Here is a 22,715-nt window from a genome sequence, read left to right on the forward strand (position 1 = left end):
CACTCTTGAGCGCACTTGATGAAAGGCTTAAAACCGCTGTCGCTGTCTGCCGTACTCGGCTCCGCCCTGCTGCTGAATGCCGTGTTTTCGTTCTCCGCCGTCGCCGGCCTGCTGGAAAAGGGCCGCAGTCAGGGGCTGACCGCCGGCATCGCCAACGAGCAACCCTACGCGTACGTGGGCACTGACGGGAAAATCGTCGGCGCCAACGTCGAAATCCTCCGGGCCATTCTGGAGCCCCTGGGCATCAGCAAGGTTGAACTGCCGATCACCGAGTTCGGCTCGCTGGTGCCGGGCCTCGCGGCAGGTCGTTTCGATCTGATCGGTGCCGGCCTGTTCATCAATCCGGCGCGCTGCAAAGTGATTGGCTATTCCAACCCGGTCACCCGTTCCGGCGGCGCGTTTCTGGTCAAGGCCGGCAACCCGCTGAAGCTGCACAGCCTCAAGGACGTCGCGGCCAACGGCAAGGCGCGGCTGGCGACCCAGCCCGGCAGCAATCAGGTCCAGGAAGCCAAGCACAGCGGCATCAGCAATGGCAACGTCGTGCTCTTCGACAAGGACACCGAAGCCCTTGCCGCGCTGCAGGCCGATCGCGTCGACGTGGTGTACTTCCCGGATGCCGAAATCATCGGCCTGCTGAAAAAAGCCGAGGGCACGCCGGTTGAACGGGCGCTGCCGTTCGAGCAGATCCCGGACGCCGACGGCAAACCGACCTGGAATTACCACGCCTACGGCCTGCCGAAAAACGATCCGGCGTTTACCCAGGCGTTCAATGAGCAACTGGCGAAACTGCGCGCGTCCGGCGACCTGCTGAAGATCCTGCAGAAATACGGCTACACCGAAAACGAACTGCCACCCGCAGACGTGACGGCCGAGCAACGCTGCAACCGCTAATGCCGATGCCGATGCCGATGCCATTGTAGGACCGGCTTCAGCCGGGAAGACGTCGGTGGGCACACCGCAAAATGGAGGGCGCCAGTACGGGCCTCTTCCCGGCTAAAGCCGGTCCTACAGACCGCGTGCATTCAGTGGGACCGGCTTTAGCCGGGAAGGCGTCGATAGGCACACCGCAAAGTTGATTTTTCACCCCGCAACATAACGGCCCCAGCCCATACGAGTACGGCCCATGCTTTTTGATGCTTCCACCCTTGATACCGCGCGCTTCATCGCCCGCCAACTGGCGAACGGCGCACTGGTTACCCTTCAAATCACCTTCTTCGCCCAGGTCGTCGTGGTGGTGATGTCGTTTGTTATTGCGCTGATGCGCCTGTCGCCGTGGCGCGCGTTGCGCTGGATTGCGACGGTCTACGTTGAAATCCTGCGCGGCATATCCGCCCTGGTGCTGCTGTTTTACCTGTTCTTCATCCTGCCGCTGTTCGGCATCACCCTGGCGCCAATGACCACCGGCATTCTCGGCCTGGGCCTGACCTTCTCCGCCTACGGTGCGGAAATCGTGCGGTCGGCCCTGAGCAATGTCGCCCGGGGCCAGCGCGACGCCATCAAGGCCTTGGACTTCGACGCGATCACCGCGTTTCGCCGAATCATCCTGCCTCAGGCGTTGCCCTTCATGCTGCCGCCGATGGGCAATCAACTGGTCGAACTGTTGAAGACCACCTCGCTGGTGTCACTGATCACCCTCAGCGACCTGACCTTTTCCGGCGGTCAACTGATCACCACCCTGGGCAAGCAGACGCTAATCTGGAGCATCGTGCTGGTGTGTTATTTCGTCATGGCCTGGCCGCTCAGTTGGCTGGTCAAGCGCTATGAGCGACGGGTTACCCACTGGCGTCGCGGGGTGGCGCCATGAACTTCGATTACGCCTTCGCCTGGTCCATCGTCCCCGATCTGTTTCAGGGGCTGCTGGTGACGCTGCAAGTGGTGATCCTCGGCTTCCTGCTGGCGGTGCTGCTCGGTCTGCTGCTGGCCATCGCCCAGCGCTCGAAAAAAGCGCGAGTTCAACGACTGAGCGCCGGCTACCTGAGCTTTTTTCGGCACACGCCGCTGATGGTTCAGCTGTACGTGCTGTTCTTCGCCCTGCCCCTGGCCGGCCTGACCCTGCCGCCAATTTCCACCGGGGTGATCGGGCTGGGGCTGTATTACGCGGCCTACATTGCCGAAGCCTTTCGCGGTGCCATCGAAGGCGTGCCGGCGGGTCAATGGGAAGCGGCCAGGGCACTGGATTTCGACAGCGCCACCACGTGGCGACGGATCGTCCTGCCCCAGGCGCTCAAGCCGATGCTGCCGGTGCTCGGCAATTACCTGATCGGCATGTTCAAGGAAACCCCGCTGCTGGCGGTGATCACCATTCCCGAGCTGTTTCAGGCGGCGAAACAGATCGCCGGCATGACCTACCGCTACAACGAGCCCTACACGGTGATGGCGCTGATGTTTCTGGCGATCAGCGTGCCAACCTCCCTGTTGTTCAAATATTTCGAGAGGCGCAGCCATGTCTGATCTCGCACACGCTCTGCCCGGCACTTCGCCGCAGATCATCCTCAAGCAAGTGGTGAAAAACTTCGGCGCGACCTGGGTCATCGATCACCTCGACCTGAGCATTCCCGCTGGCCAGAAAGTCGCACTGATCGGCCCCAGCGGTTCGGGCAAATCCACGGTGCTGCGTCTGATCAAGGGCCTTGAGGCCTATCAGCACGGCAGCATCGAGGTGGCCGGCGCGCCGGTACCGGCCAAATCCGGCGGCTGGCACTGGCCCGGCGCGAAAAAGCCACCGGTGGTGCACCGCGTCGGCATGGTGTTCCAGCAGTTCAACTTGTTTCCGCACCTGACCGTGCAGCAGAACGTCACCGAAGCGCCGCTTCAGGTGCTCAAACTGAGCCGCGAAGAGGCTCTGGAACGCGCCCATCAATACCTTGGGCTGGTCGGTTTGAGCCACAAGGCCGATGCCTATCCCGCGCAGCTTTCCGGCGGCCAGCAACAGCGCGTCGCGATCGCCCGGGCGCTGGCCATGCGGCCCCAGGTGATGCTGTTCGACGAGGTCACCTCCGCGCTCGACCCGGAGCTGGTCGGTGAAGTGCTGGCGGTGATCCGCGCCATCGCCCACGAGCAGCAGATGACCATGCTGCTGGTGACCCACGAAATGAAGTTCGCCCAGGACATCGCCGACCGCGTGCTGTTCATGGAGGCCGGGCGCATCGTCGCCGACGGCTCGCCCACCGAGGTGCTGGTCGACCCGGACAACGAGCGCACGCGGCGCTTTCTCAATCTGGTGGAGCAACGTTGATCGGCCGCGGGTCAGGCTCGCGCGCCGTGGAAAAAAACCGAACTCGCCGACCGCTCACACATCCAACCTTCATACCCCACAGCGAGAATGAATCCATGAGCAACGACACCCCGGTTGACCCACGCAACGTCACACAGCCTGACGCGCCAACCCTCGACAGCGCTGGCAAACCTGTCAACGTCGTGCAGCGTGACCTCAACGACCCGGACAACGACACCCGCGCAGTGGACGAAGTCATCACCCCGACCTCCATTCGTGAAAAGGAACAGGACGCCGAAGAGCTGAACAAGAAATCGGCTGAAATCGAACGCAAGGTTGCTGACGGCCGTTGATTCGCCACAGGGCGGTCTAATGGCCGCCCTGCTTTCCTGAATCTGTGTCCACTCCCGGCATCATTTGCCGCGCCGCAACATCGATTGTGTCCACCCCTGAAGCCGGTCCTAGGTGTCCAGCAGTGCGCGCACCGCTTCAAGCACCGCGCTGATCTCGAAGGGCTTGTCGAACACCTTGCTGAACAGATCGGGCCGGGCGATGCCCAGGTGAGACTGCGCGCCGCTCATCAGCACAATGGGGATTTGCCCCAGGCTCTGATTCACGCGCACCGCTTCCGCCAGCTCGATGCCGTTCATCCCGGGCATCATGTAATCGGTGATGATCAGCTGCGGGCGCTCGCGTTCGAGAATGCCGAGGGCCTTCAATCCGCTGCTGGCGGTGACGGTCAGGTAGCCTTCATCTTCCAGCGCGAAGCTCAATATGTCGGCGATGAGGTATTCATCATCGACAATCAGAATCGTGGTCATGCAGCCCTCCGCGCTTTCGAGCGAACATCGGCTCGAAGACAACCGTTACGCCGTCGCATTGCCTGAATCGTCGAGGGCATGAAACGCAGCCTTTTTCACAGTCAGACCCTGCTCGCCAATCAAGACGTCCAGTAGGGCCGGGTCGTAGGGGTTGTCGCGGATTTTGAGGATCGACAGTTGCCGGGTCAGCCCCGCTGTTGATTGCGCAAAGCGGATCAGCATGAGGTTGTCGACAATGCCCGACATGTCAGGGGCCGGAGCGTCGATCTTGCCGCCGATCAGGCCGCGGATTTCCCAGCTGGCAACCACCGTGACGCCACGGGCGCGAAGCTCGCTCATCAGGGCGCTGAAGAGGTCGAGAATACGCGATTGATCGGCCGAAGCGCGGGCCATGCCACCGAGGCTGTCGAGGAACACCCGCTTGATGCCCTGCCGCTCGACGATCGTCAGCAGGTCGAGGGCAAGTTTGTCGATCAACTCGGCGCTCGCCGATTTCCAGGCAATGTGCAGCGCACCGGCGCGCTCCAGCGCTTCGAAGTCCAGCCCGAGCGCCGCCGCCTTCACCCGTAGGCGCTGGGGCGACTCGTAGAAGCCGAACAACAGCCCCGGTTCGTCGGGCGTCGAGCGAGCGAGAAAGTTCAGGCCGAACGTGGTCTTGCCAGTGCCCGATGGGCCGAGGAGCAAGGTCACCGACGATTCCACCAGACCACCGCCGATCAACGGGTCCAGCGCGTCGATGCCGCTGGGGACGACACAGAATTCTGCACTGTCGCGCAACGCCGAGTGGGTGATGGTGCTTTCGAGGCGCGGGTAGACAACCAGGCCGTTTTCGGTGATTTCGCATTCGTGGGCGCCGGGGATGGCGCCGCTCCCCCGCGTCTTGCGCGCCTTGATGCGGCGCACGGAACGGTTGCCGACCAGTTCTTCGCCCATCTCCAGCACGCCGTCGACCATAGTGTGTTCGGGGCTGCCGTCATCCAGTTGTGAGCTGGTCAGGAAGAATACCGTGCAACCGGCGAAGGCGGCATGGCCCTGCAATTCGGAGATAAAGCGTTTGGTGTTGAGGGTGGATTCGGCTTTGGAGCGGGCATTGAGCAGCCCGTCGAGGATCATCACCGTGGACTTCTGGCGGACGATCTCCCGGCGCAGCAGCTTGACGACTTCATCGAGGCCGTCGTTTTCCATGGTGTCGAACGCGCTCACGAACTGGATCTGGTCGCCGACGCGGTCCTTGTCGAAGAAACTCATGGTGGAAAGAAACTGAAACAGCCGTTCGTGGGGCTCGGCGAGCAGGGTCGCGAACAGCACCCGGCCGCCATTGCGGATGTGATTGAAACCGATCTGGTTGGCCAGGATGGTTTTTCCGGAGCCCGGTCGGCCCTGAATGATGTACGAGGATCCGGCAACGAAACCGCCCATTAGCAGCTCATCAAGCCCTTCGATTCCGCTCTGAAGGCGTTTTAGCTGATTCAAATTTGCTTCCTCCGCCAGCGTATTGGCGTCGTGAATATTGCGAGTTAAGTGCGCGACTAATCACGGATTATTGAGTTTTTGAGGAAGCTTTCCAAGGGCAATCATCAATTCTCATGACAGATTCACACGCATTCGCCGACAGGCATTGCGGCTAATCCATTCATATGAGTGATTATCACTCGACCGAATCGGATCCGGCTTCCGGGGTACACCCTTCGGTTTCGGCCTGGGACTGCTCGGTGCGCCGCTCGGGATCGTCGGACTTGAGGGGTGCGGACAGCGGGTATTCAGGCGTGTCGTCACGGTCTGCCGGTTGGTCGTCAGCAGTCCCGCGAACAAGTGATGAGCTGTCTGGGCGCATGGTTGCAGGTCCATTGAGGGAGGCAGGTGTTGGAGCGCACCGGCAGGCACTCGTGCGGTTCACCGGACCAATGGAGTGAACGGTGTCGTGTGCACCGAGCTGGATTGGCTACGACCTCGACTGTAGGACCGGCTTTAGCCGGGAAGGCGTCAATAGTCCCGCGCAAAATTGGGACTGTACCCACTGGCCTCTTCCGGGCTGAAGCCGGTCCTGCTGCCGGGAAGGCGTCGGTCGTTACAACGCAAAACGGAGGGCGCTCACACCCGCTTTTCCCCGGCGTCATCCAGATTCAGCAACACGGTAAAACAGCATCCCCCGTCATCGCGGCTGGTCAGGGTCACGGTCCAGTGCTGATTGGCGCAGATGCGCTGGACCAGCGACAACCCCAGGCCCAGCCCTTCCCCGCGTTGCTCGTCGCCGCGCACGAAGGGCTGGAACATGGCCTGCTGTTTTTCCAGCGGGATGCCGATGCCGCTGTCCTCGACGCTGAAACCCTCACTGCGCAGGGTCAGCTGGATGAACCCCTGATCGGTGTAATGCCAGGCGTTGCGCAGCAGATTGCCCATCACCGAGCGCAGCAAAGGCGCGTTGTAGACCTCACCGTCGCCGTCGTGGCGCTGATAGATGAAGCGCAAGCCTTTGTCTTCGATGGGCGCGCGCCAGGTGTCCACCAGCTCATCGGCAATCAGCACCAGCGAAGAACGCTGACCCTGAGGCGTGTTCTTGCCCTCCGTGCGCGCCAGCAGCAGGAAGGTTTCGACCAGTTGGTTCATACCCGCCGTGGCCTTGCCGATGCGCTTGACCTGCGTGCGGGAGCGGTCGTCCAGCGCGGGGTATTCCATCAGCAATTCGCAGGACGTCGCCAGCACCATGAGCGGCGTGCGCAGTTCATGGCTGACGTCGCTTGTGAACAGCTTCTCGCGGCTCAATGCGGCGCGCAGCCGGCCCAGGGTTTCATCGAATGATCGGGCCAGCGCACCGACTTCATCGTTGGCGTAGTCGCTGGCGAGCACCGGCGCCATCTCCAGCAACTGATCGCGATGACGCACCTGGCCGGCCAGGCGCGACACCGGCGTGATCACCCGGGACGCGAGCAGCCGACCCAGCAGCACCGCCAACAGCACGCTGAGGAAGAAACCGACCAGCACGACACCGAACAGAATGCGCTCGCGCTTTTCGAATTTGCGCTGGTCACGCAGCAGCACGTAGTGGCGCCCGTTTACCTCGGAGACCATGGCGTAATAGGCTTTCTTGCCGCGAAAGAACTCCTGGAATCCCGGGCGCAGGCCCTTGAGGTCGTCGCTCATGGCGAGGTCACCGACGCCCTCGTCGGCGTAGAATAACTCGTCTTTTTCCGGCCGGTGGCGCCAGTCGTTGACGCTGTCCACCGCCAGCAGCCGGTGCAGATTGCCGCCCAGGCTCATGATCGTCAGGCGCTTTTCGACCACGTGCACGGTGGCGATGATGCCGACGGCGAATACCCCGGCGACCAGCGCGCTCATCAACGCAAATACGATGACAATCCGTTGTTTAAGGCTGTGTTTGATGTCCATGAAGGTCCGTGCATGGCGGTACTCGAATCCGGGGCGTGGCCCCACCGGCGGCGATTATCCGGTGCCGGATGTCATGGTTTTGTCAAATGCCGCGCTCTTTCCGGCTGAAGCCGTTCCCATTGGAAATCAGCGGACGCATGAGCAACATCCCGACCGCGCACCCGCCCATCAGCAGGCAGGTGACGATGAAGATCACCGGCATGCCGAAATGCCCGCCCAGGTATCCCCCGGTCAGTGGCCCCAGCACCTGGCCGATGTACTGGCAGGACGTGGAGTAGCCGAGCATGCGCCCGGCGACGGCGTCGGGTACCGAATGGCGGATGATGGCCGCAATGCACGGCAACAGGCCGCCCAGGGCAATGCCCATGAGAAAACGCAGCAGTACCAGCTGCCAGGCATGGGTGACGAACGCCTGGGGAATGAGCAAGACAGCCGCCGCCGTCAGACACCCGATGACCACTTTCCAGTGGCCGATGCGGTCGGCCAGCTTGCCAATGCGCGAGGCCGACAGCACGCTGGCCAGCGCAGTCGCCGACATCACCAGCCCGGCCATCAGCGTGACGTTTTCGCTGTGCAACTGGGTCAGGTACACAGTGATGATCGGCTCGATGGACATGATCGAAAACATCACCAGACAGGCCACAACCAGCATGGTCAGCACCGGTTTTCTGTCCGCGATGACGTCCCAGGCCCGCACAGCCGGCGCTTTCGCCACGCCAGTCTGACGCTTGGGCCGAGGCGCCTCCTTCATCAGAAACAGCGTGGCAAGGAAGGTCAGAAAGATCACGCCCCCGGCCAGGAAGAACGTGCTGCGGATGCCGATCAGCGGCGGCAACAGCCCGCCAATCAACGGCCCGGTCAGATTACCGGCCATGATTCCCGACGAGAGCATGCCCAGCGCCCAGCCGGTGCGCGCCTTGGGCGTCTGCGTGGCCACCAGAATGGTCGCACCGGAGGCATAGCCGCCGAGCAACCCCGCCAGCAAACGCAGCCCGACCAACTGATAAATGTTCTCTGCCAGCCCGATCAGCGACATCGCCACCGCCATGCCCAGGCTGGCACGAATCAGCATCAGCTTGCGCCCGTAGCGATCACCCAGCCGCCCCCACAGCGGCGCGGTCAGCGCGGCGGACAGAAAGGTCGCGCCAAACGCCACCCCTGACCACTGCACGATGGCGGCCTGATCAGTGACGCCCAGGTGCTCGACATACAGCGGCAGAAACGGCAGCAGCAAGGTCATCGCAACGATGGTGGTGAACGCGCCGAACACACAGACGGCCAGGTTGCGCCTCCAGTGTTCTTCGACGAGGGATGGCTGAGATTGAGAAAGCGTGGTCATGACGGCTCTACCGGGAACGGAATACGCTCACGGTAGAGGGCTGAGGACCATAAATAAAATTCATGTTTTTCATGTGGGGGATTCCAGCCAGGAATAACCCCCTGCCGCTAAAGCGGTCGCACCGGGTTCACGACGCCGTGGACGCGCGCGGTATCGTGAAACGGAATTCGCTGCCGACGCCCTCTTCACTGATGGCCGTCAGTTCACCGCCGTGAACTTTGACGATCCCTTGGGAGATATAGAGCCCAAGGCCGGTGCCACTCGGGTTGCCTTCACGTCTGCGCCAGTAGCGCTCGAACACATGGGGCAACTGATCGCTGCGAATACCCTCCCCGGTATCCACCACGGTGAACACCACATGGTCGCCCGCACCCGCCGCCGTGACCTTTACGCTGCCAGCCTTGGGGGTGAATTTGATCGCATTGCCCACCAGGTTGGAGAGCACCTGAAACATGCGCTCCGGATCGGCGAAAACCGTCAGCTCGGGTTCGGCGTGGAAGGTCAGGTCGATGAATTTGTTCAGCGCCAGTGGCGTGAGCAGTGACCAGGCGTCTTCGAACAACTGGCTGACTTCCAGCCGCTCGGCGTCGATGAAGTAGCGGCCGGCTTCGATCTTTGACGTATCGAGCAAATCCTCCAGCAGGCTGCTCATCCGCGAAGACGCGCGCTGCAGGATGTCGACGGCAGAGCTGAGTCGTTTGGTAGATGCTGTGGCGTCGGCGTTGATCACCCGCTGCATCATGCCGCACTGCATGACGATAACCGTCAGCGGGCTGCGCAGGTCGTGCGACACCACGGCCACCAGTTCATCGCGGGCACGCACCGCCTCTTTCTCGCGCAGCACCTGCCGTGACAGGTCTGCCTCCAGCGCAGAGCGACGCAGATCGGACACCGCGTAGACCTCACCGGCGCTCCAGGTTCTGGCCTTGCCCTCGACCTGCTGTTCCCACAGGGCAAAGGATTCCCGTGGTTGCAGGCGATCATTGACGACCCGTTTGGCCTGTTGCGGGTTGCCGCTCCACTCCACGCTGCCCCTGACTTCGGCGCGAAACCACAACACCCCGTTGGCCACCGGTTTGGGCAAGCTGAACGCCAGCAGTCCGCTGGCCACGCGTTGATACGCTTGGGCGTCGGGGAACACGGCACCGAGGCTGGACGTCTCGAACACCGATCCGGGCCGGTTCTGCAGCCATTGCTGCAACGCGCTCACTTGCTCGGTGCTCGGGCACTGGCCGATCAGGTGTACCTGACCGTCGATGATCACCGCCGCACCGGTGGCGTCGACCAGTGTCAGCAGCGCCTGGGCGTGTTCAAGCAGCCCGTTGTACACGTCGTCAGCGGACTCGTTCATCGCCCTGGACAGCCTGTCCAGCATATGATGCTTGGCCAGTCGCTGGCGCTGAGTCTGCTGATCTTCCAGCAGGCTGATCTGCATCGACAGCACTTGCCCGATGGTCTGGCAGGCCGAGCGCAGCGTGTGGGGAACCTGCAGCGGCTCGCGATTGCCGCAACTGATCAGGCCCCAGAGGCGTTCATCCTTGAGCAGGGAAATGCTCATTGATGAGCGCACGCCCATGTTGTGCATGTACTGACAATGGATCGGCGACACGCTGCGCAGCACCGCGTGGCTCATGTCCAGCGGCTCGCCGGTATCCGGGCGCAGGGCCGGGACCAGAGGCGCCGGCACATACGCAGCGTCGGGGATGATGCGCAGCCAGTTCAGGCGGTACAGCTCGCGGGCCTGCTGCGGGATGTCGGTGGCGGGGAAAAACAGCCCCAGGTAGGCGTCCAGTTCGGCCGTCGCCGACTCGGCAATGACCTGCCCGTGACCCTCCTCTTCAAAGCGATAGATCATGACCCGGTCGTAGCCGGTCAGTGCACGGATTTCCGAGACGCTGATGGCGTACAGATCGTCCAGCGATTTGGCCGATTGCAGGCGACGCAAGGTGCGCGTGAGGCGCGGCCCCAAGTGCTGCATCGATGCCTGTGTGGCGACGGGCTCAAGTTCCAGAAACAACAGGCCGTCGTGACGATGCATCAGGCCATCGAACGCCTGCCCGGCACATTGCATCGGCAAAGGATCGAGGCTGTGCAGATCCGCGTCCTGAACGGCGTCGCGCAAGGCGTCGGCCTGCGCCTCGCCCAGCCAGCGTACCAGCGAGTCGCCGGCCTGCGCGTCGCCGGGGATGCCCAGCATCTGCCAGGCATTGGCGCTGGCCTGTTGCACGGTCCAGTCGGTTTCGAGCAGGGTCAGCAGAGCACCGTGGGGCTGAATGGCGCCGGGGATACGAATGGGTTCATTGGCACAGGTGTCCAGCAGCTCATCCATGTTCAGCGTGTGGTCAAGCGTCATTCAACACTCCCCTTTGCTCCAGCCAGGTTTGAAAGCAGTGGAAAGTGGAACAGGCCGCCTGCACCACCTCGGCGTTGTGCAGCGGCCCATCGAACTCGGCCAGTTGCTTGAGGAAGGCCTTCCACAACCGCCCGGTGTCGCGGCCGTACACGTCCAGAAACTCACCGCCGCTGTCGGCGTCGACGCTCAGCCTGTCGGCGATGATCCGCCGCAGCACCTGCCCCCCCAGCGTCGCCCCTTCCATGACGTACATCACACCGAGCAACTGCGCGCGGCTGTCGATGGCAGGCAGCGCGCTGCATTGGGGCAAGGCGTGGATCTGCGTATCACTCAGCCCGAGGGCGTAGAGATCCTTGACCAGCGCCGGGATTTTCTGCCGCGCCGGGTCGATGGCCTGGGGCACAAGAAACCGCTGCATTGACTGCTGCAACGGCAGATGGAAGCCGTAATAAGCCTCGATGATCCGTTTGTAGGTGTCGAGATCGAGTCGGGAATGGGTCAGTGGCAGCCTGGCTTCGAGGGCCAGATGCTGGGCAGCGGTCGCCGTGCGCAACTGCTGCTGCACGGTCGCGAGAGGCGCCGGGGCGTCTGCGCAGGGCAACTCGGGGGTGATTTCAACCAAGGGCGAAAGTGTCCGTCTGAGCGAAGGTGCCTGAACATGCGGCGGCCGCGGCGTGAAGGCAGGTGATGCGCGCACACTAATGGACGCACACTAATGGACGCAAGACCCGGCTGTAAACCTGGCTGACAGTCAAATGCCAGGGTTCGGCTGGGCGGTCGGTAGCCCCTTTGTGCGACCGGCGTCGTGGGGGAGCGTGAAAGCAACGCGCACCCTCACTGCCAGGCCAATGCGGCGATCAGGCTTAACAGCGTGACGATCACTACTCCGGTCCATACCGCCAGGCGTTTTTTCGTACGGGGTCTGATGGTCTGGGCAGGCGTGGGCTGCGTGACCGCCGGGCCCCTCTGCGCCGGGAGATGCGTTTCGGTGTGCAGCGGTGAAGGTTGCGTGGAGTGCTGCGCGACCATCGCCGTGGCCTGAGCGACGCGCTCGATGCGGGACGCCCGTTGCGCAATCTGCTGGCGCAGCTGTTCCAGAGGTCGGGTCGGCAGCGGATTCTGGTACCGCAGCGTTTGGCGCAACTGTCCAAGCTGCACGTTCAACAGGCCAAGGTCCGCGAGATCGCCGGCGTTGATCTCCATTTCCCGCAGCACCGCCTGCAACTGGCCGAACAGTCCCCCGAATATCTCCGCCCGCGCCGACACCCCGCGGGGCCATGTGTTGCTGCCTGCCTGCAAGAGGTTTTCCATCACGGTCACCCCTTCGGACATCCCGTTCACCCCGGCTCGGTGACTGCGGGCCAAGGCATAGGCAGCCGCTGATTGCAGATCAGCGCCGTTGCGGGCAAACACATCCAGGCAACACTGCTCGACCTGCCGCCAATCGACATCAGGACAGGCGGGATGAGCGAGCCTGGCCATTTCGGTGCACAGCGCGCGGTATTCGGACAGCGCGCGCGGATCGCCCCCAGGCTGGATGTCCAGGCCTGACAGACTTTTTGCCTGGCCGCTCACGTCCGGGCCTGCACATTATGGCGCTTGAGATGACGCACCACCGCCCTTCCCTCCGGGCTCAAGGTCGTACCGAACGTCGCGGTGCGGTTCCCTTCAAGGGTGGCGTCGAGGGCGTAGACCAGATGACCCGGCTGGGTCTGCGGCAACAGCTCAATGTGCAGCGACAACAGGCGCGGCTCGTACTTGAGCAGCGTGTCGGCGATGGTCCGCATCAGTCCATGGGCGGCAGAGGGCAAGCCTTCGAGCACACCGCCCATGTCCGGCAGGCCGTAATCGGGCAAGTGCGCGAGGGTGCCCGCGCGGCTGTTGAGCACGCGTTGCACATTGTCCAGCACCGAGAGCACGTACTGATCGTCTTCCCCCACCCGGGACAGGTCGAGCTCGCCGCTGAAATTCTGCAGCAGGGTTTCGTACAGCGAAGGGTTGAGCTCGCTCATGGCTCAACCCTCGGCCAGGGGACGCAGGGTCAGCCGGCTTTCGCCCAGCTCGATGACCCGGGGCCGATCCGGGTCGAGGTCGTCGCGGGTGAGCAGCAAGCGCCAGTCGTTTAGCTGCAGATCGGGCTCGCGGAACAACCCGACCACGGCGACCACTCCGGCGTTTTCGTTCAGCGGCACATCCAGCGGCGCGCCCTCCCCGGGCTTGACCACCAGCGATCGCTGATCCAGCAGATCAGCGCCGAGCGCGTGGTCGGCGTCGCGCAGCAGGTCGTCGTAGGTGGCTTTGTTCACTGACTTGCCATCGCGCAGCTGATACACCCGCACCATCACCGGCACCGACAACCCGCGCATGTCCGTGCCATCGGTGTTCAGGGCCACGCGGCCGTCGAAGTCCAGACGCAGGGTTCTGACCTGTTTGTAGAAGATCGCCTGGGTCATGGCTGCGGTGGATTCGGACACGCTCTGCGTCACCCCGCAGCCGCTGACGAAGAGGCTGAGGGCGATGACGGACAGCGTTTTATAAATAATAGGCGACATGGGTGGGTTCTCTTTCCTGAGGATTGACGTGGAGCCCCTGATAACGGCCCAGGTGAATGGTGATGCTGTCGGCTTGCGCAGCAGCGCGGCCCTTCAGTCCGAGTCCGGCGGTCATGCCGAGCAGCACACCTCGTCCGCCGAGCGCTGACACCGGCAGGCAGTCGATGGGCAGCGACAGGCGCAACCGCGCGGTACAGCGCCAACCGAGGTAAACCTGCAACAGCACCCGCAGGTCGCTGTGCAAGCCGCCGCCGGGCAGCCATTCCCGCGCCTCGTCGTGGTCGGCGGTGAACAGCGTCAGCAACAGTTCGCTGTTGACGTCGCGGCCGACGCAGCCCAACGGCGTGCCTTGTGACAGGCTCACCGGCCGCGCCGACGACAGGCTGGCAGGCGCGTCGAGGGCAATGTTTCGCGGCCAGTGCGGCTTGATCGACGCCTGAGTGTGGGTCGCCAGCAAATGCACCAGCGCCGAAATGCCCTCGGCGTTGCGGGTTGGCAGACGCATCACGCCGAGCAACGCCAGAAAACGCGACAGCGGCGTGGCGATGCGTTTCGCGGTGCCGGGGATGCCCAGCCCGATCAGCCCGAACAGGCACTGGGAGGTGGGGTCGGCCCCAGCGGGCGCAAACGAGGCCGGGTAGGAATACTTGCGCCAGATCCGGTAGAACTGGGTGAAGACCCGATGGTTGAAGATGTCGAGAAACCCCTCCAGCGCTTCGTGGCCTTCCCGCTTTTGCGCAATGTCGTCGAGGTAGCGCGTCGGCATCGGCGAATCCACGCCGTAGAGGCCGAGCAAGCAGGTGCGCACAGTTGCGGGTAGCCGCTGATCCTCAGATGACCATTCCACCGCTTTCAGTTCACTGGCGGGAAAACCCATGCCGGGATCGGGCCGGAAACGCACCAGATCGTCGGCCGGATCTTCGGAGCTGCCCAACGGCGGCTGATCCGGCACGGCGCTCTCAAGCAACTGGCAAAAGCGGTAAACGCTCGCCTCCGCCACCCGCCCCTGCACCGCAGCGAGCCATTCGGCGACCCTTAACCGGGAATCCGCTGGCTGTGGTTTTCGCTCCATCGCAGGCTCCTCCCGGTCGGTTGCAGAATCAGGGTGATCTGGGTGAACAAGTGGATGTCGGCGTACAGCGCGAAGAACCGGTTGAGCATTTCGCCGAACAGGCAGATGTCGCCCTCGCCGGCAAAGCCGTTGGCATCGAGGGTCACCTCGATGTCCACGCCGCGCAGCAAAAAACCTTTTTCGAAGCGCTGGATGAGGTGGTGACGCACCTCGACGATGGCTTCCAGACGCCGGCGATTGAGCTCGCTGCCGGTCCAGTCGTACAGCGCCAGGGTGCCGCGCAGCACCTCGGCGTTGTCGAGCATTGGCAGAAAGTTCGAGCCCAGATGGCTCAACACCCGCCAGTGAAAGCGGTCGCGGCTGGGCGGATAGCACGGCAGGGTCGGCGCACACAGGTTGCGCACCCGCAGACCGGCCTGGGTTGTGTGCAGCGGCGTATCAAGGATCGTGCTTTGCAGCGCCTTCCTCGGCAGTTGTCCATTGGTGCCGGTGAGGCGCAGTGACAGGCACGGGCGCTCGGTCAACCGATCGAGGTCGGCGCCCTCGCCGCCCAGTATCAGCCAGGTGTCATGCAGCCCGTTCGCCCCGCGCTTGAGGCGGGTGTGGAAATAACGCTCGGGCGCCTCGTCACGGAGCATGCCGCCCTTGTGCCGGAAGCTGGAAAACGGCACGTATTCTTCCCGCCCGGAATCCCGGGACGCCGTCACCCGGTCGACGGAGTAGATTTCAGTGTGGCCGTCCTGCAGGCGCATGGGCCGCAGCAAATAGTCGGTCTGCAAGGGGTCCAGGGACAGCGGGTCGGCCTCCAGCGGAAACAGATTGATCACCGGCACGGCGTGCAGGCGAATGTGCTCGCTGCTCAACGAAAATGCATGGGGCCAGGGCACACTCAGGACAGCCTCGAGTTCGAACCACGGCGCGTCCGGCGCGATGCTCATGTTTTCGAGCCCGTGCAGGGTCACGAACATGAATTTCTCGCGAAAACTGAAGTACTCCAGCAGCAGCTGATAGCCACTGAAGGCGCTGTCGCCCTTCACCCAGAGCCGGTCGTCATCGCCGAAGCCCTTGGGCCCAAAACGTCCTTGCAGCGGTTGGCGGTGCGCGTCCCCGGGCTGACGCACATAGAGGGACTGAGTGCCCAGGGTCAGCGCGTGATGCAGCGCGTTGGCCACCGCCGGGGTGGCGTTGAGGTACAGCGGGATGCGGCGCAAATCCAGCTGACCCCAGTTGCTCAACGCCCCGCAGGAAAAACGCAGGCGGATCACCGAGCGCCCGTCCGGTTCCTGGGCCAGGCGCACCGAATCCAGCGCCAGCGGGCGCAGGGTCAGGTCCTGGGTGGTGGTGTAACTGCAACGCGTGCGCTGGGGACCGATGGGTTGCGACTGAATTTCAAAGCCGGTCGCGACCTGCTCGCTCTGCTTCATCTGGTTTACGTCGGGCTGCAGCTCGACGATCGACAGCGATGGAATCGTGCGCAGGTAATGAGGCCACAACAGGCTGACCAGGCCTTCGGTAAGCTCCGGCAGGTCGTCGTCGAGTTTTTCCCGCAGCCGTCCCATGAGGAACGCGAAGCCTTCGAACAGCCGCTCGACGTAGGGATCGTGGGCGCCGGGCTTGTCCAGATTCAGCGAAGCGGCGCGGTCGGGAAACGCCTGGGCGAACTCCTTGCCGGCCTCGCGCAGGTAGCGCATTTCCGCATCGAAATAACGCAGGGTCAGATTGTCCGTGTTCAAAAAAACCTCCTGGTTGAAAGTGTCAGCCGCACAGCACTGCCGCGCGAACCGGGTCCATGGCCACCAGAGCCGCCAGCAGCGGCTCCATCCGTTTGCCCAGCGCAGCCTTGTCGGCGTCGCTGCGCTGGGCTTTCATGCGCAGCAGCTTGAGCAGCCGCGCCTTGACTTCAAACACCCGCGCCGGCTCCCACTGAGCGAGCACATGGCGCTGGGCCGTGGCGTCCAGTTCGCCAAGCAGGTGCAGCGCCAGCTCGCTTTTGCCGTACTGTTCGGCGACCCGCGCCATCAGCAGGCGCAGCAGCCAGCGCTGCCGGCCGCCGTGAATGTCGGGTCGCGTGTCGAGCCAGCTCAACGCCACCTCGACGCCGTCGCGATCGGCCTGGGCCAGTGCCTCGCTTTCGAGGGCCAGAATGTCGGCTTCGTCTGCGTGGGAAGCGGCCGTCGCGGGCAGCCAGGCAGCCACGCTTTGAGTGCTGACGTGCTGATCGATCCATTCGCAGGTGGTCTCGTCGGCAAAGGCCGAGCCGTCGTCCCAGCACAAGGTTTCGAGGCCCGGCAGGCGCTCGAGGAGCATGCCCAGATCCTCCTTGACGATGCGCGCCCAGCCCTCGAACGGCGCAGGCTGCCGGCTCAGCGCCTGGTACAGAAACCACTGCAGATCGAGCCAGAAATGGTTCACGCCCTCGGCGAACATACGCTCTACCTGATCGAGCAACTCGTTCCAGCTCTGTTGCAGGTACAGCCGCTTGAGTTGCGCGCGGTATTCGGATCGGGGCGGTGCCAGGCGCGTGCGGCCATTGGCGTCCTGGGGCGGCGACTGGTGCACGGTGTCCCAACGCAGGCTTTTCATCAGCCGATGGGCTGCCAGCCAGCCCTGGGGTTGTTCGCGCAGATAGCAGGCCAGCGCGCGGCCGTTGTCCAGTAGGTCGCGGCCCGAGCGGATGGTAATTGGGGCGGGGCCGGCGCCGTGGTTGGCGGCTTGTTTAGTGGCCTGAGGGTTCGCAGCGTCATGGCCGGCACTGAATTGCGGCACCACGGCATCAAGTCCGCCGGCTTGGGCCAAACGCGCCGACAATGCGGAGTACAGCGCGCCGAGCTCCGGCCGTTGTTCAGCGGGCCAGCCTTCCAGCACCTGATCCAGCCAGGCCAGCGCGGCGACCGTGCGTTCGGCCTCGGCCTTCACCACTTCCGGGTACAGCGTCAGGCTGTCGAGGACTTTGGCGCTGGCCAGCCACTCCAGCGCGACCTTGCGACTGTTAGGCCGCGCCGGCAGCACCTCGGCGCTGTAGCGATCAACCATGGCGGCCAGTAGATTCAAGCCTTCCGCCAGCCCGGCCTCGCCGTCCCGCTGCAGGCGCGCCCACAGGTAATAGGTGAGCACGCGCAGGTCCTTGCACGTGCCTTTCAGTAGCTTTTCCGCCAGCACGATGACCCGATCCGCGTCCGCCCCGGACAGCTTGTTGACCTCCTCGCGCATGCTCTGGAAATCATCGTCATAGCCGGGGTCCTGACCCACATTTAAGTCACCACTGATCGGCGCCAGCCATGACGCCCACTCGGTAGCGTGGGCCTTGGCGAGGGCCACCGCGTCGCGCTCACCCAGCGTCGTGGCGATCAACGTTTGCAGGCTCATTCCATCACCTCGGCGCGCGACGACGTTTGTGCGCTGGCGATCCCGTTGAGGAAGATCTGTCGCGGCAGTTTGAAATTGCGCAGCGCCAGCAGGCTCATCGGTCCCGCGCCCAGCTCGGTGCGCAGGTGCCAGGTCAGGTCCAGGCCGTCCGGCGCCGACACGATGATGCGGTAGCGGCTGTCACTGTCGTCCAGCGCGGTGACCGTGGCGGCGTCCAGCAAACGGATCAGCCCCCAGGCGCCCTGAAAGTCACCGTACAGACGCTCGCCGCTGCGCACGCTGGTCCACGTGAGGCTGGCGCCGGGGTAATCGCTGCTGCCGGGCCAGGCAAAGCGCTGCCAGCTCTCCTTCTGATTGAAGTACTGATGGCGCGCGCCATTGAGTACGAAGGTGGTCTGCACCACGTCGTGCACCGCCTTGCCCTGCAGCTCGAAATTGATGCCCATGCCGCCGTCGGTGTAAAGCACGTCGGCCAGGTGGCTGAGCTGATTGACCGCCGCGAGAAATTTCGGGTTGATCAACAGGCCCTGACCGTGGGACGGGTCCACCCCCCAGCGGCCGCCGTCCTTGCGCAACACGCCGGTCAGCTCCCGCTGCAAGAACTGCTCAATGCGCCCGGAATCGGCGCGGATCATCTTGCCCAGCATCGGCAACGAGGCGTCGCTGCCGGTGGCGGCGAAGGGATATCGGCCGAGAAATGCCTTGTCCCATTCATCAACCACCGCCTGCTGCCACTGCCGGTTCAGCGCGATCGTCGAAGGTTCCAGCACCTTGCCCCACGCCTGCTCCAGCGGCTGCACGAACAGCGCATGGGCCACGCCGTCCCACTCCTCGCCGAGGCTGGCGGCCAGCAGCTCGCCGTAAGCGCGGGTGTCGGTGAGGTCGATGTTCTTGCCTTGAAACACCGTCTGCGCCATGGCCTGGGTCATGCCCTGGGGATCGGCGGCGTGACTGACCTGCTGCAACTTAAGGCGCACCCGGGTCACGCGGGTCAGGAACGCTTGGAGGCTGAGGTCATCATCGCCACCCTTGCCTTCCGGGTCCTTGCCCAGCAACCCCAGCAGCGGGCCGAAGGTCGGATCCAACGGCCCGGCCGGCGTGTCGAGCTGCTGGCTGATGGCAGGCGCCTGCTCCGGGCGTTCGCTGCCCATCAGCTTCTGCGCCGACTGCATCAGCGAGTCCTTCAGCCCCTGACTGCGATGGCCGGCCTGACCCTGCCAGGCCAGGGTGTTCATGAAGGCAATCAAGGGGGACTGGCGGACGTCGCTCATCAGGGTCAGTTGATCGATGACGTCGGCCAGGCTGTCGGCCCGTCGCCACTGCACGCTGTTGAGAAACTCAAGCCACGCGCCGGAGTAATCATGGAAGTAGCGCTCGGTCAGCCGCCCTCGCAGCTGTTCCGGCGAGGTGTCGGCAACGGCGCTGTTTTCCCGGTCGCTGAGCACCCAGTCGATCTGCTCGCGGCGGGCCGCGACGATGTCATCGATCGCCTGACGCACCTGCCCTTCCCACGCCTGCCGCGTGAACACGCCCGGCACACGCGCCTCGGTGAAAAACAGCGGCCACGCCTCTTTGTCATCGACCATCTGCTCAACCCCGAGATCGGGAGCGTGAGTCGCGGCGGCCTCCAGTACCTGCTGGTACAGGCTGGCTTCGCCATTGCGCTGACCCAGTTGCACCAGCAAGACCTGCCGCGCCTGATTCACCAGTGAGGTATCTGCCTCAATGCGCCACTGCGGATTGGCCGCCAACTGCTCTGCGTAAAACTGCCACAGCGTCGGCGACAGTCCTTTCCACAAACCCGGCGATACGCCCATTCGCGCCGGTTCGGCATGACCCAGGGCAGTGACCAGAAACCGGGCGTCCACTTTCTCTGGCCGGGCCATCATCAGGTAGGCCTTGAGCTGAACGTAAGCGTTGTGCGCGCCCTTGGCACGCCGAGGACTGTCGGCGGGCGATGCCACCAAGTCGGCAAGTTGGCGCTTGAGGTTCTCCGCCGCCGGGTCGCGCATCAGCCGGTTATTGGCTTCCACGTAGCGCGGCCACATCGCCGCGAGCAAGGCATCGTTCTGACTCAGCCCGAAGCGCTGGAACCATGGCTCGCCACTGCGTGCGCGGTCCTTCAGCCGTCCCGTTTCGAGGATCAGCGCATTGAGGGCGAGCAACGGCTCATCGCCGTTGCCCGACGGTTCCACGGCCGCGAGGGACGACTTAATGTCGAGGATCTGCGTACGGTGGGAGGAAAACGACAGCAGTTGGCCGGTCAACCAAATCAGCATCGCGCCGAATGCCAGTGCATAGCTGATGCGAGGGACCGGCCAGCCCAGGCGCCGGGCGTCGCGAGGTGTGTCCGCGAGCAAGCCTGACCACGCCGGACCCGGCAGCCACAGATTGCCGTTGGACTCGGTCGGCAGCGCCGGCAAACTGAACCACAGACCGCGTAACGGCACGCCCCGCGCGAACTTGCCCAGCAATGGCGTCAGGGCCTGGTGCCAGCGGGCGATGCCCTCCGCTTTCAGGTTGGCGCACAACCGGGAGAGAAAGTCATGGCCAGGGTGGACTGTCAGCTCGGCCAGGCCCATCTGATGCAACGGGTGGTGAATTGGGGCCAACATCTTCTGCAGCTGCAAGTCGTCGAGACGCGTGGGCAGCAGCAACCCGGCGGGCCCGCGCGCGCGCTTTTGCTGCGTCCATCCGCTCTCGCAGACCTCCCACAGGTGCAGCGGCAACTGCCAGCCCAGGGTTCGCGCTAGTTGCTGCAGACCGGCGACGCCACTGGCCATTGCTGCGGCGTTGGTGCTTTGCTGTTTATCGAGGGCCCAGACCACGCCGTCCAGACCGCGCCGCTGGGTTACCGCGTGCCAGCGGGTGGCGGCTTCGGCGAGCTGGGATTGCGGGCTGCCGCCCCACAGCAACACGGTGTTTTGGCCTTCGAGCCAGTGGGCGTCGGCCAGGCCTGGGGCGATGGCTTCGATCTGTTTGGGCTCGCCGACGACCAGAATGAAACGGGTGCGGGTGCGCTGGAAGGCGGTGTATTGGTGGTGGAGGTGCTCTTTGAGCGCATCGGCGACCTGTAGCGCCTTGTCACCGCCCGGTCCAGTCCCTTCGGCAGACGCTGGCTGGGGAGAGATTTCACTGGCTTTTCTGAGATATTCCGCCCGCCCCAACCGTTGCGTCAGCCACTGAAAACTCACCGCGCCCGCACAGGCCGTTATTGTGGCGGCCGCAACACCCAGCAGCCATGCGGTTTGTTCTTCGCTGCCGGCAGCGATGCCCATGAGGTGAGTGAACTGCCATAGCAGAATTATCAGGCCGAAGCCCACCACCAAAATGGCTGTGAGAACAACAAACCCGATAGAACGTGGAATACGCATAAAAAAGCTCCTGCTAGGGACGCGCGGGGACGGGCGTCAAGACCATGCCCCAGAGTGCGGTTTCACCCGAACCCTCCCCGGACAAAACAAATTGAGGTTTGGCTTCGTGCTGCAGATTCAGCGCAGCGGCGGCGATGGCCAGCCACGGCGCGGCAGGTCCGGCGTGGCCCAGCAACGCGTCGAGATCGATCAGCTCCGGTTTAGCGTCCGCCGTCGGCAGGGCCGCTGGGATCTGTGCAGCAATTGCGGCGTTGCGCGCCCCATCGACACCTGCACGCCAGACCTGACCGACCTGCTCGGGCTGCAGCGGCACCCAGTCCAGCGCTTGACGCATTGCCCGGATCAATGAGGTGTCGTCTTGCTCGCGCTCCGGTTCAGGACGATGAAGGCAGGCAAGCGTCGTTACACCGCTATGGTTCGTGGGGTTTGCAAGCAGCAGCCCAACGGCGGCCTCAGCCGTTGCATCGGCGTTCGAGGGGGCGATCTGCAGCGCGATGACCATCAGTGGGCTCTGGTCCGCAGCGCGTTGGTCGAGCCATTGGTCGACAGCGGCCATGCCTGTTTCGGCAACGGGCACTGGGGCGTGCCGGATGCCTGACTGTTGCCACGCCTGTTTCCAGATGTCTTGAAGCGTTTCCTCGGGTACACAGGTCTCAACCGTAAGCAGCAACGCAATCGGGCTGTCTTGTGGGAACTGCGCCAATGCAGGTGCCAGATCACCGAGCACTCTGCGCAAGGCCCCATCCAGCACATCCACAGGCGCTTCGGCTACATCCCCGGGCAAGCGACTGTGACGTGCCACACCGCCAAGTCTTGTTACCTGGGATTTGATGGCGGGTTCGTCCCCGAGCATGAGATCGAGCAGAGGGTGTGTATCTGAGTCCGGCGCTCGCAACGCGGTGTGCAGGCTTGCGCCCAATACGTCAAGCGAGCGGCGACCACAGCTGATCCGCTCAGCCAGGTCCTCTTCCCGCACCTCATCCCAGCCGTCGGCCGAACGCTGTTGGCCGGCGAAGATCATCGCTCTCAATCCGGCAAGGGCAGTCCAGATCATGGCCGACAAAAACACCGCCGGGCTCAGGATGATTGGCCGGCCCTCCTCCGCTGCCGGGATCAGCAGCGCCTGCGCGACCAGGCCTGCCATGACCAGCAAGACGAGTGCGCCAAGCCACAGCCACACCCGGGGCCGACCGGGTCGCTGAGCAACGGGCGGGACTTGATCCAGTCTGACCGGCAT

Annotated in this window: 20 protein-coding genes; 5 read left to right on the forward strand and 15 right to left on the reverse strand. The window is 63.8% G+C overall.

Going from position 1 to position 22,715, the window contains the following annotated elements:
• Positions 1-18: 18 nt before the first annotated feature.
• From ehuB to QWI20_RS23915, 5 genes are all read left to right on the forward strand, one after another.
• The gene (ehuB, locus tag QWI20_RS23895) at positions 19-891 is read left to right on the forward strand and encodes an ectoine/hydroxyectoine ABC transporter substrate-binding protein EhuB (RefSeq protein WP_369307515.1); all 873 of its coding nucleotides are present in this window, start codon (positions 19-21) and stop codon (positions 889-891) included.
• Between the two features lie 232 nt (positions 892-1,123).
• Complete coding sequence (gene ehuC, locus QWI20_RS23900; RefSeq protein ID WP_369307516.1) at positions 1,124-1,804, forward strand: ectoine/hydroxyectoine ABC transporter permease subunit EhuC; 681 nt, start codon at positions 1,124-1,126, stop codon at positions 1,802-1,804.
• Entirely contained in the window at positions 1,801-2,451 is a 651-nt protein-coding gene (gene ehuD / locus QWI20_RS23905; protein WP_369307517.1) for an ectoine/hydroxyectoine ABC transporter permease subunit EhuD, read from the forward strand. Before ehuC ends, ehuD begins: the two co-directional genes overlap by 4 nt.
• Positions 2,444-3,235: an amino acid ABC transporter ATP-binding protein gene (locus QWI20_RS23910; RefSeq protein WP_369307518.1), complete on the forward strand. Its 792-nt coding sequence runs from the start codon at positions 2,444-2,446 to the stop codon at positions 3,233-3,235. Before ehuD ends, QWI20_RS23910 begins: the two co-directional genes overlap by 8 nt.
• A gap of 95 nt (positions 3,236-3,330) precedes the next feature.
• Positions 3,331-3,567 (forward strand): hypothetical protein, encoded by a 237-nt coding sequence (locus tag QWI20_RS23915; protein ID WP_369307520.1) that lies wholly within the window; start codon positions 3,331-3,333, stop codon positions 3,565-3,567.
• Between the two features lie 108 nt (positions 3,568-3,675).
• Here QWI20_RS23915 and QWI20_RS23920 read toward each other — a convergent pair whose 3' ends face one another.
• From QWI20_RS23920 to QWI20_RS23990, 15 genes are all read right to left on the reverse strand, one after another.
• Positions 3,676-4,035 (reverse strand): response regulator, encoded by a 360-nt coding sequence (locus tag QWI20_RS23920; RefSeq protein WP_369307521.1) that lies wholly within the window; start codon positions 4,033-4,035, stop codon positions 3,676-3,678.
• Positions 4,036-4,080: 45 nt separating this feature from the next.
• The gene (locus QWI20_RS23925; protein ID WP_369307522.1) at positions 4,081-5,508 is read right to left on the reverse strand and encodes an ATPase domain-containing protein; all 1,428 of its coding nucleotides are present in this window, start codon (positions 5,506-5,508) and stop codon (positions 4,081-4,083) included.
• A 175-nt stretch (positions 5,509-5,683) separates the two neighbouring features.
• A complete protein-coding gene (locus QWI20_RS23930) occupies positions 5,684-5,869 on the reverse strand; it encodes a hypothetical protein (protein WP_369307523.1) in 186 nt (61 codons plus the stop codon).
• A 257-nt stretch (positions 5,870-6,126) separates the two neighbouring features.
• Positions 6,127-7,422: a sensor histidine kinase gene (locus QWI20_RS23935; protein ID WP_369307524.1), complete on the reverse strand. Its 1,296-nt coding sequence runs from the start codon at positions 7,420-7,422 to the stop codon at positions 6,127-6,129.
• A gap of 82 nt (positions 7,423-7,504) precedes the next feature.
• Positions 7,505-8,761: an MFS transporter gene (locus QWI20_RS23940; RefSeq protein ID WP_369307525.1), complete on the reverse strand. Its 1,257-nt coding sequence runs from the start codon at positions 8,759-8,761 to the stop codon at positions 7,505-7,507.
• Between the two features lie 127 nt (positions 8,762-8,888).
• Positions 8,889-11,114 carry an ATP-binding protein gene (locus tag QWI20_RS23945; protein WP_369307526.1) on the reverse strand — a complete coding sequence of 742 codons (2,226 nt, stop codon included), beginning with the start codon at positions 11,112-11,114 and terminating at the stop codon, positions 8,889-8,891.
• Positions 11,104-11,736: a biliverdin-producing heme oxygenase gene (locus QWI20_RS23950; protein WP_369307527.1), complete on the reverse strand. Its 633-nt coding sequence runs from the start codon at positions 11,734-11,736 to the stop codon at positions 11,104-11,106. The genes QWI20_RS23945 and QWI20_RS23950 overlap by 11 nt, the downstream gene beginning before the upstream one ends.
• A 212-nt stretch (positions 11,737-11,948) precedes the next feature.
• Entirely contained in the window at positions 11,949-12,689 is a 741-nt protein-coding gene (locus QWI20_RS23955; RefSeq protein WP_369307528.1) for a type VI secretion system ImpA family N-terminal domain-containing protein, read from the reverse strand.
• Positions 12,686-13,126: a type VI secretion system baseplate subunit TssE gene (tssE, locus tag QWI20_RS23960; RefSeq protein WP_369307529.1), complete on the reverse strand. Its 441-nt coding sequence runs from the start codon at positions 13,124-13,126 to the stop codon at positions 12,686-12,688. Before tssE ends, QWI20_RS23955 begins: the two co-directional genes overlap by 4 nt.
• A 3-nt stretch (positions 13,127-13,129) precedes the next feature.
• Positions 13,130-13,666 (reverse strand): type VI secretion system lipoprotein TssJ, encoded by a 537-nt coding sequence (tssJ, locus tag QWI20_RS23965; protein WP_369307530.1) that lies wholly within the window; start codon positions 13,664-13,666, stop codon positions 13,130-13,132.
• Complete coding sequence (gene tssG, locus QWI20_RS23970) at positions 13,647-14,738, reverse strand: type VI secretion system baseplate subunit TssG (RefSeq protein WP_369307531.1); 1,092 nt, start codon at positions 14,736-14,738, stop codon at positions 13,647-13,649. Before tssG ends, tssJ begins: the two co-directional genes overlap by 20 nt.
• Positions 14,702-16,471, reverse strand: coding sequence for a type VI secretion system baseplate subunit TssF (tssF, locus tag QWI20_RS23975; protein WP_369307532.1), 1,770 nt, complete (start codon positions 16,469-16,471; stop codon positions 14,702-14,704). The genes tssG and tssF overlap by 37 nt, the downstream gene beginning before the upstream one ends.
• A 22-nt stretch (positions 16,472-16,493) precedes the next feature.
• Positions 16,494-18,104, reverse strand: coding sequence for a type VI secretion system protein TssA (gene tssA / locus QWI20_RS23980; protein ID WP_369307533.1), 1,611 nt, complete (start codon positions 18,102-18,104; stop codon positions 16,494-16,496).
• Positions 18,101-21,478 (reverse strand): ImcF-related family protein, encoded by a 3,378-nt coding sequence (locus QWI20_RS23985; RefSeq protein WP_369307534.1) that lies wholly within the window; start codon positions 21,476-21,478, stop codon positions 18,101-18,103. The genes tssA and QWI20_RS23985 overlap by 4 nt, the downstream gene beginning before the upstream one ends.
• A 13-nt stretch (positions 21,479-21,491) precedes the next feature.
• On the reverse strand, positions 21,492-22,715 hold the full coding sequence (locus QWI20_RS23990; protein ID WP_369307535.1) for a hypothetical protein: 1,224 nt from the start codon (positions 22,713-22,715) through the stop codon (positions 21,492-21,494).

The sequence above is a fragment of the Pseudomonas sp. W2-17 genome (assembly GCF_041060445.1).
Classification (GTDB): Bacteria; Pseudomonadota; Gammaproteobacteria; order Pseudomonadales; family Pseudomonadaceae; genus Aquipseudomonas.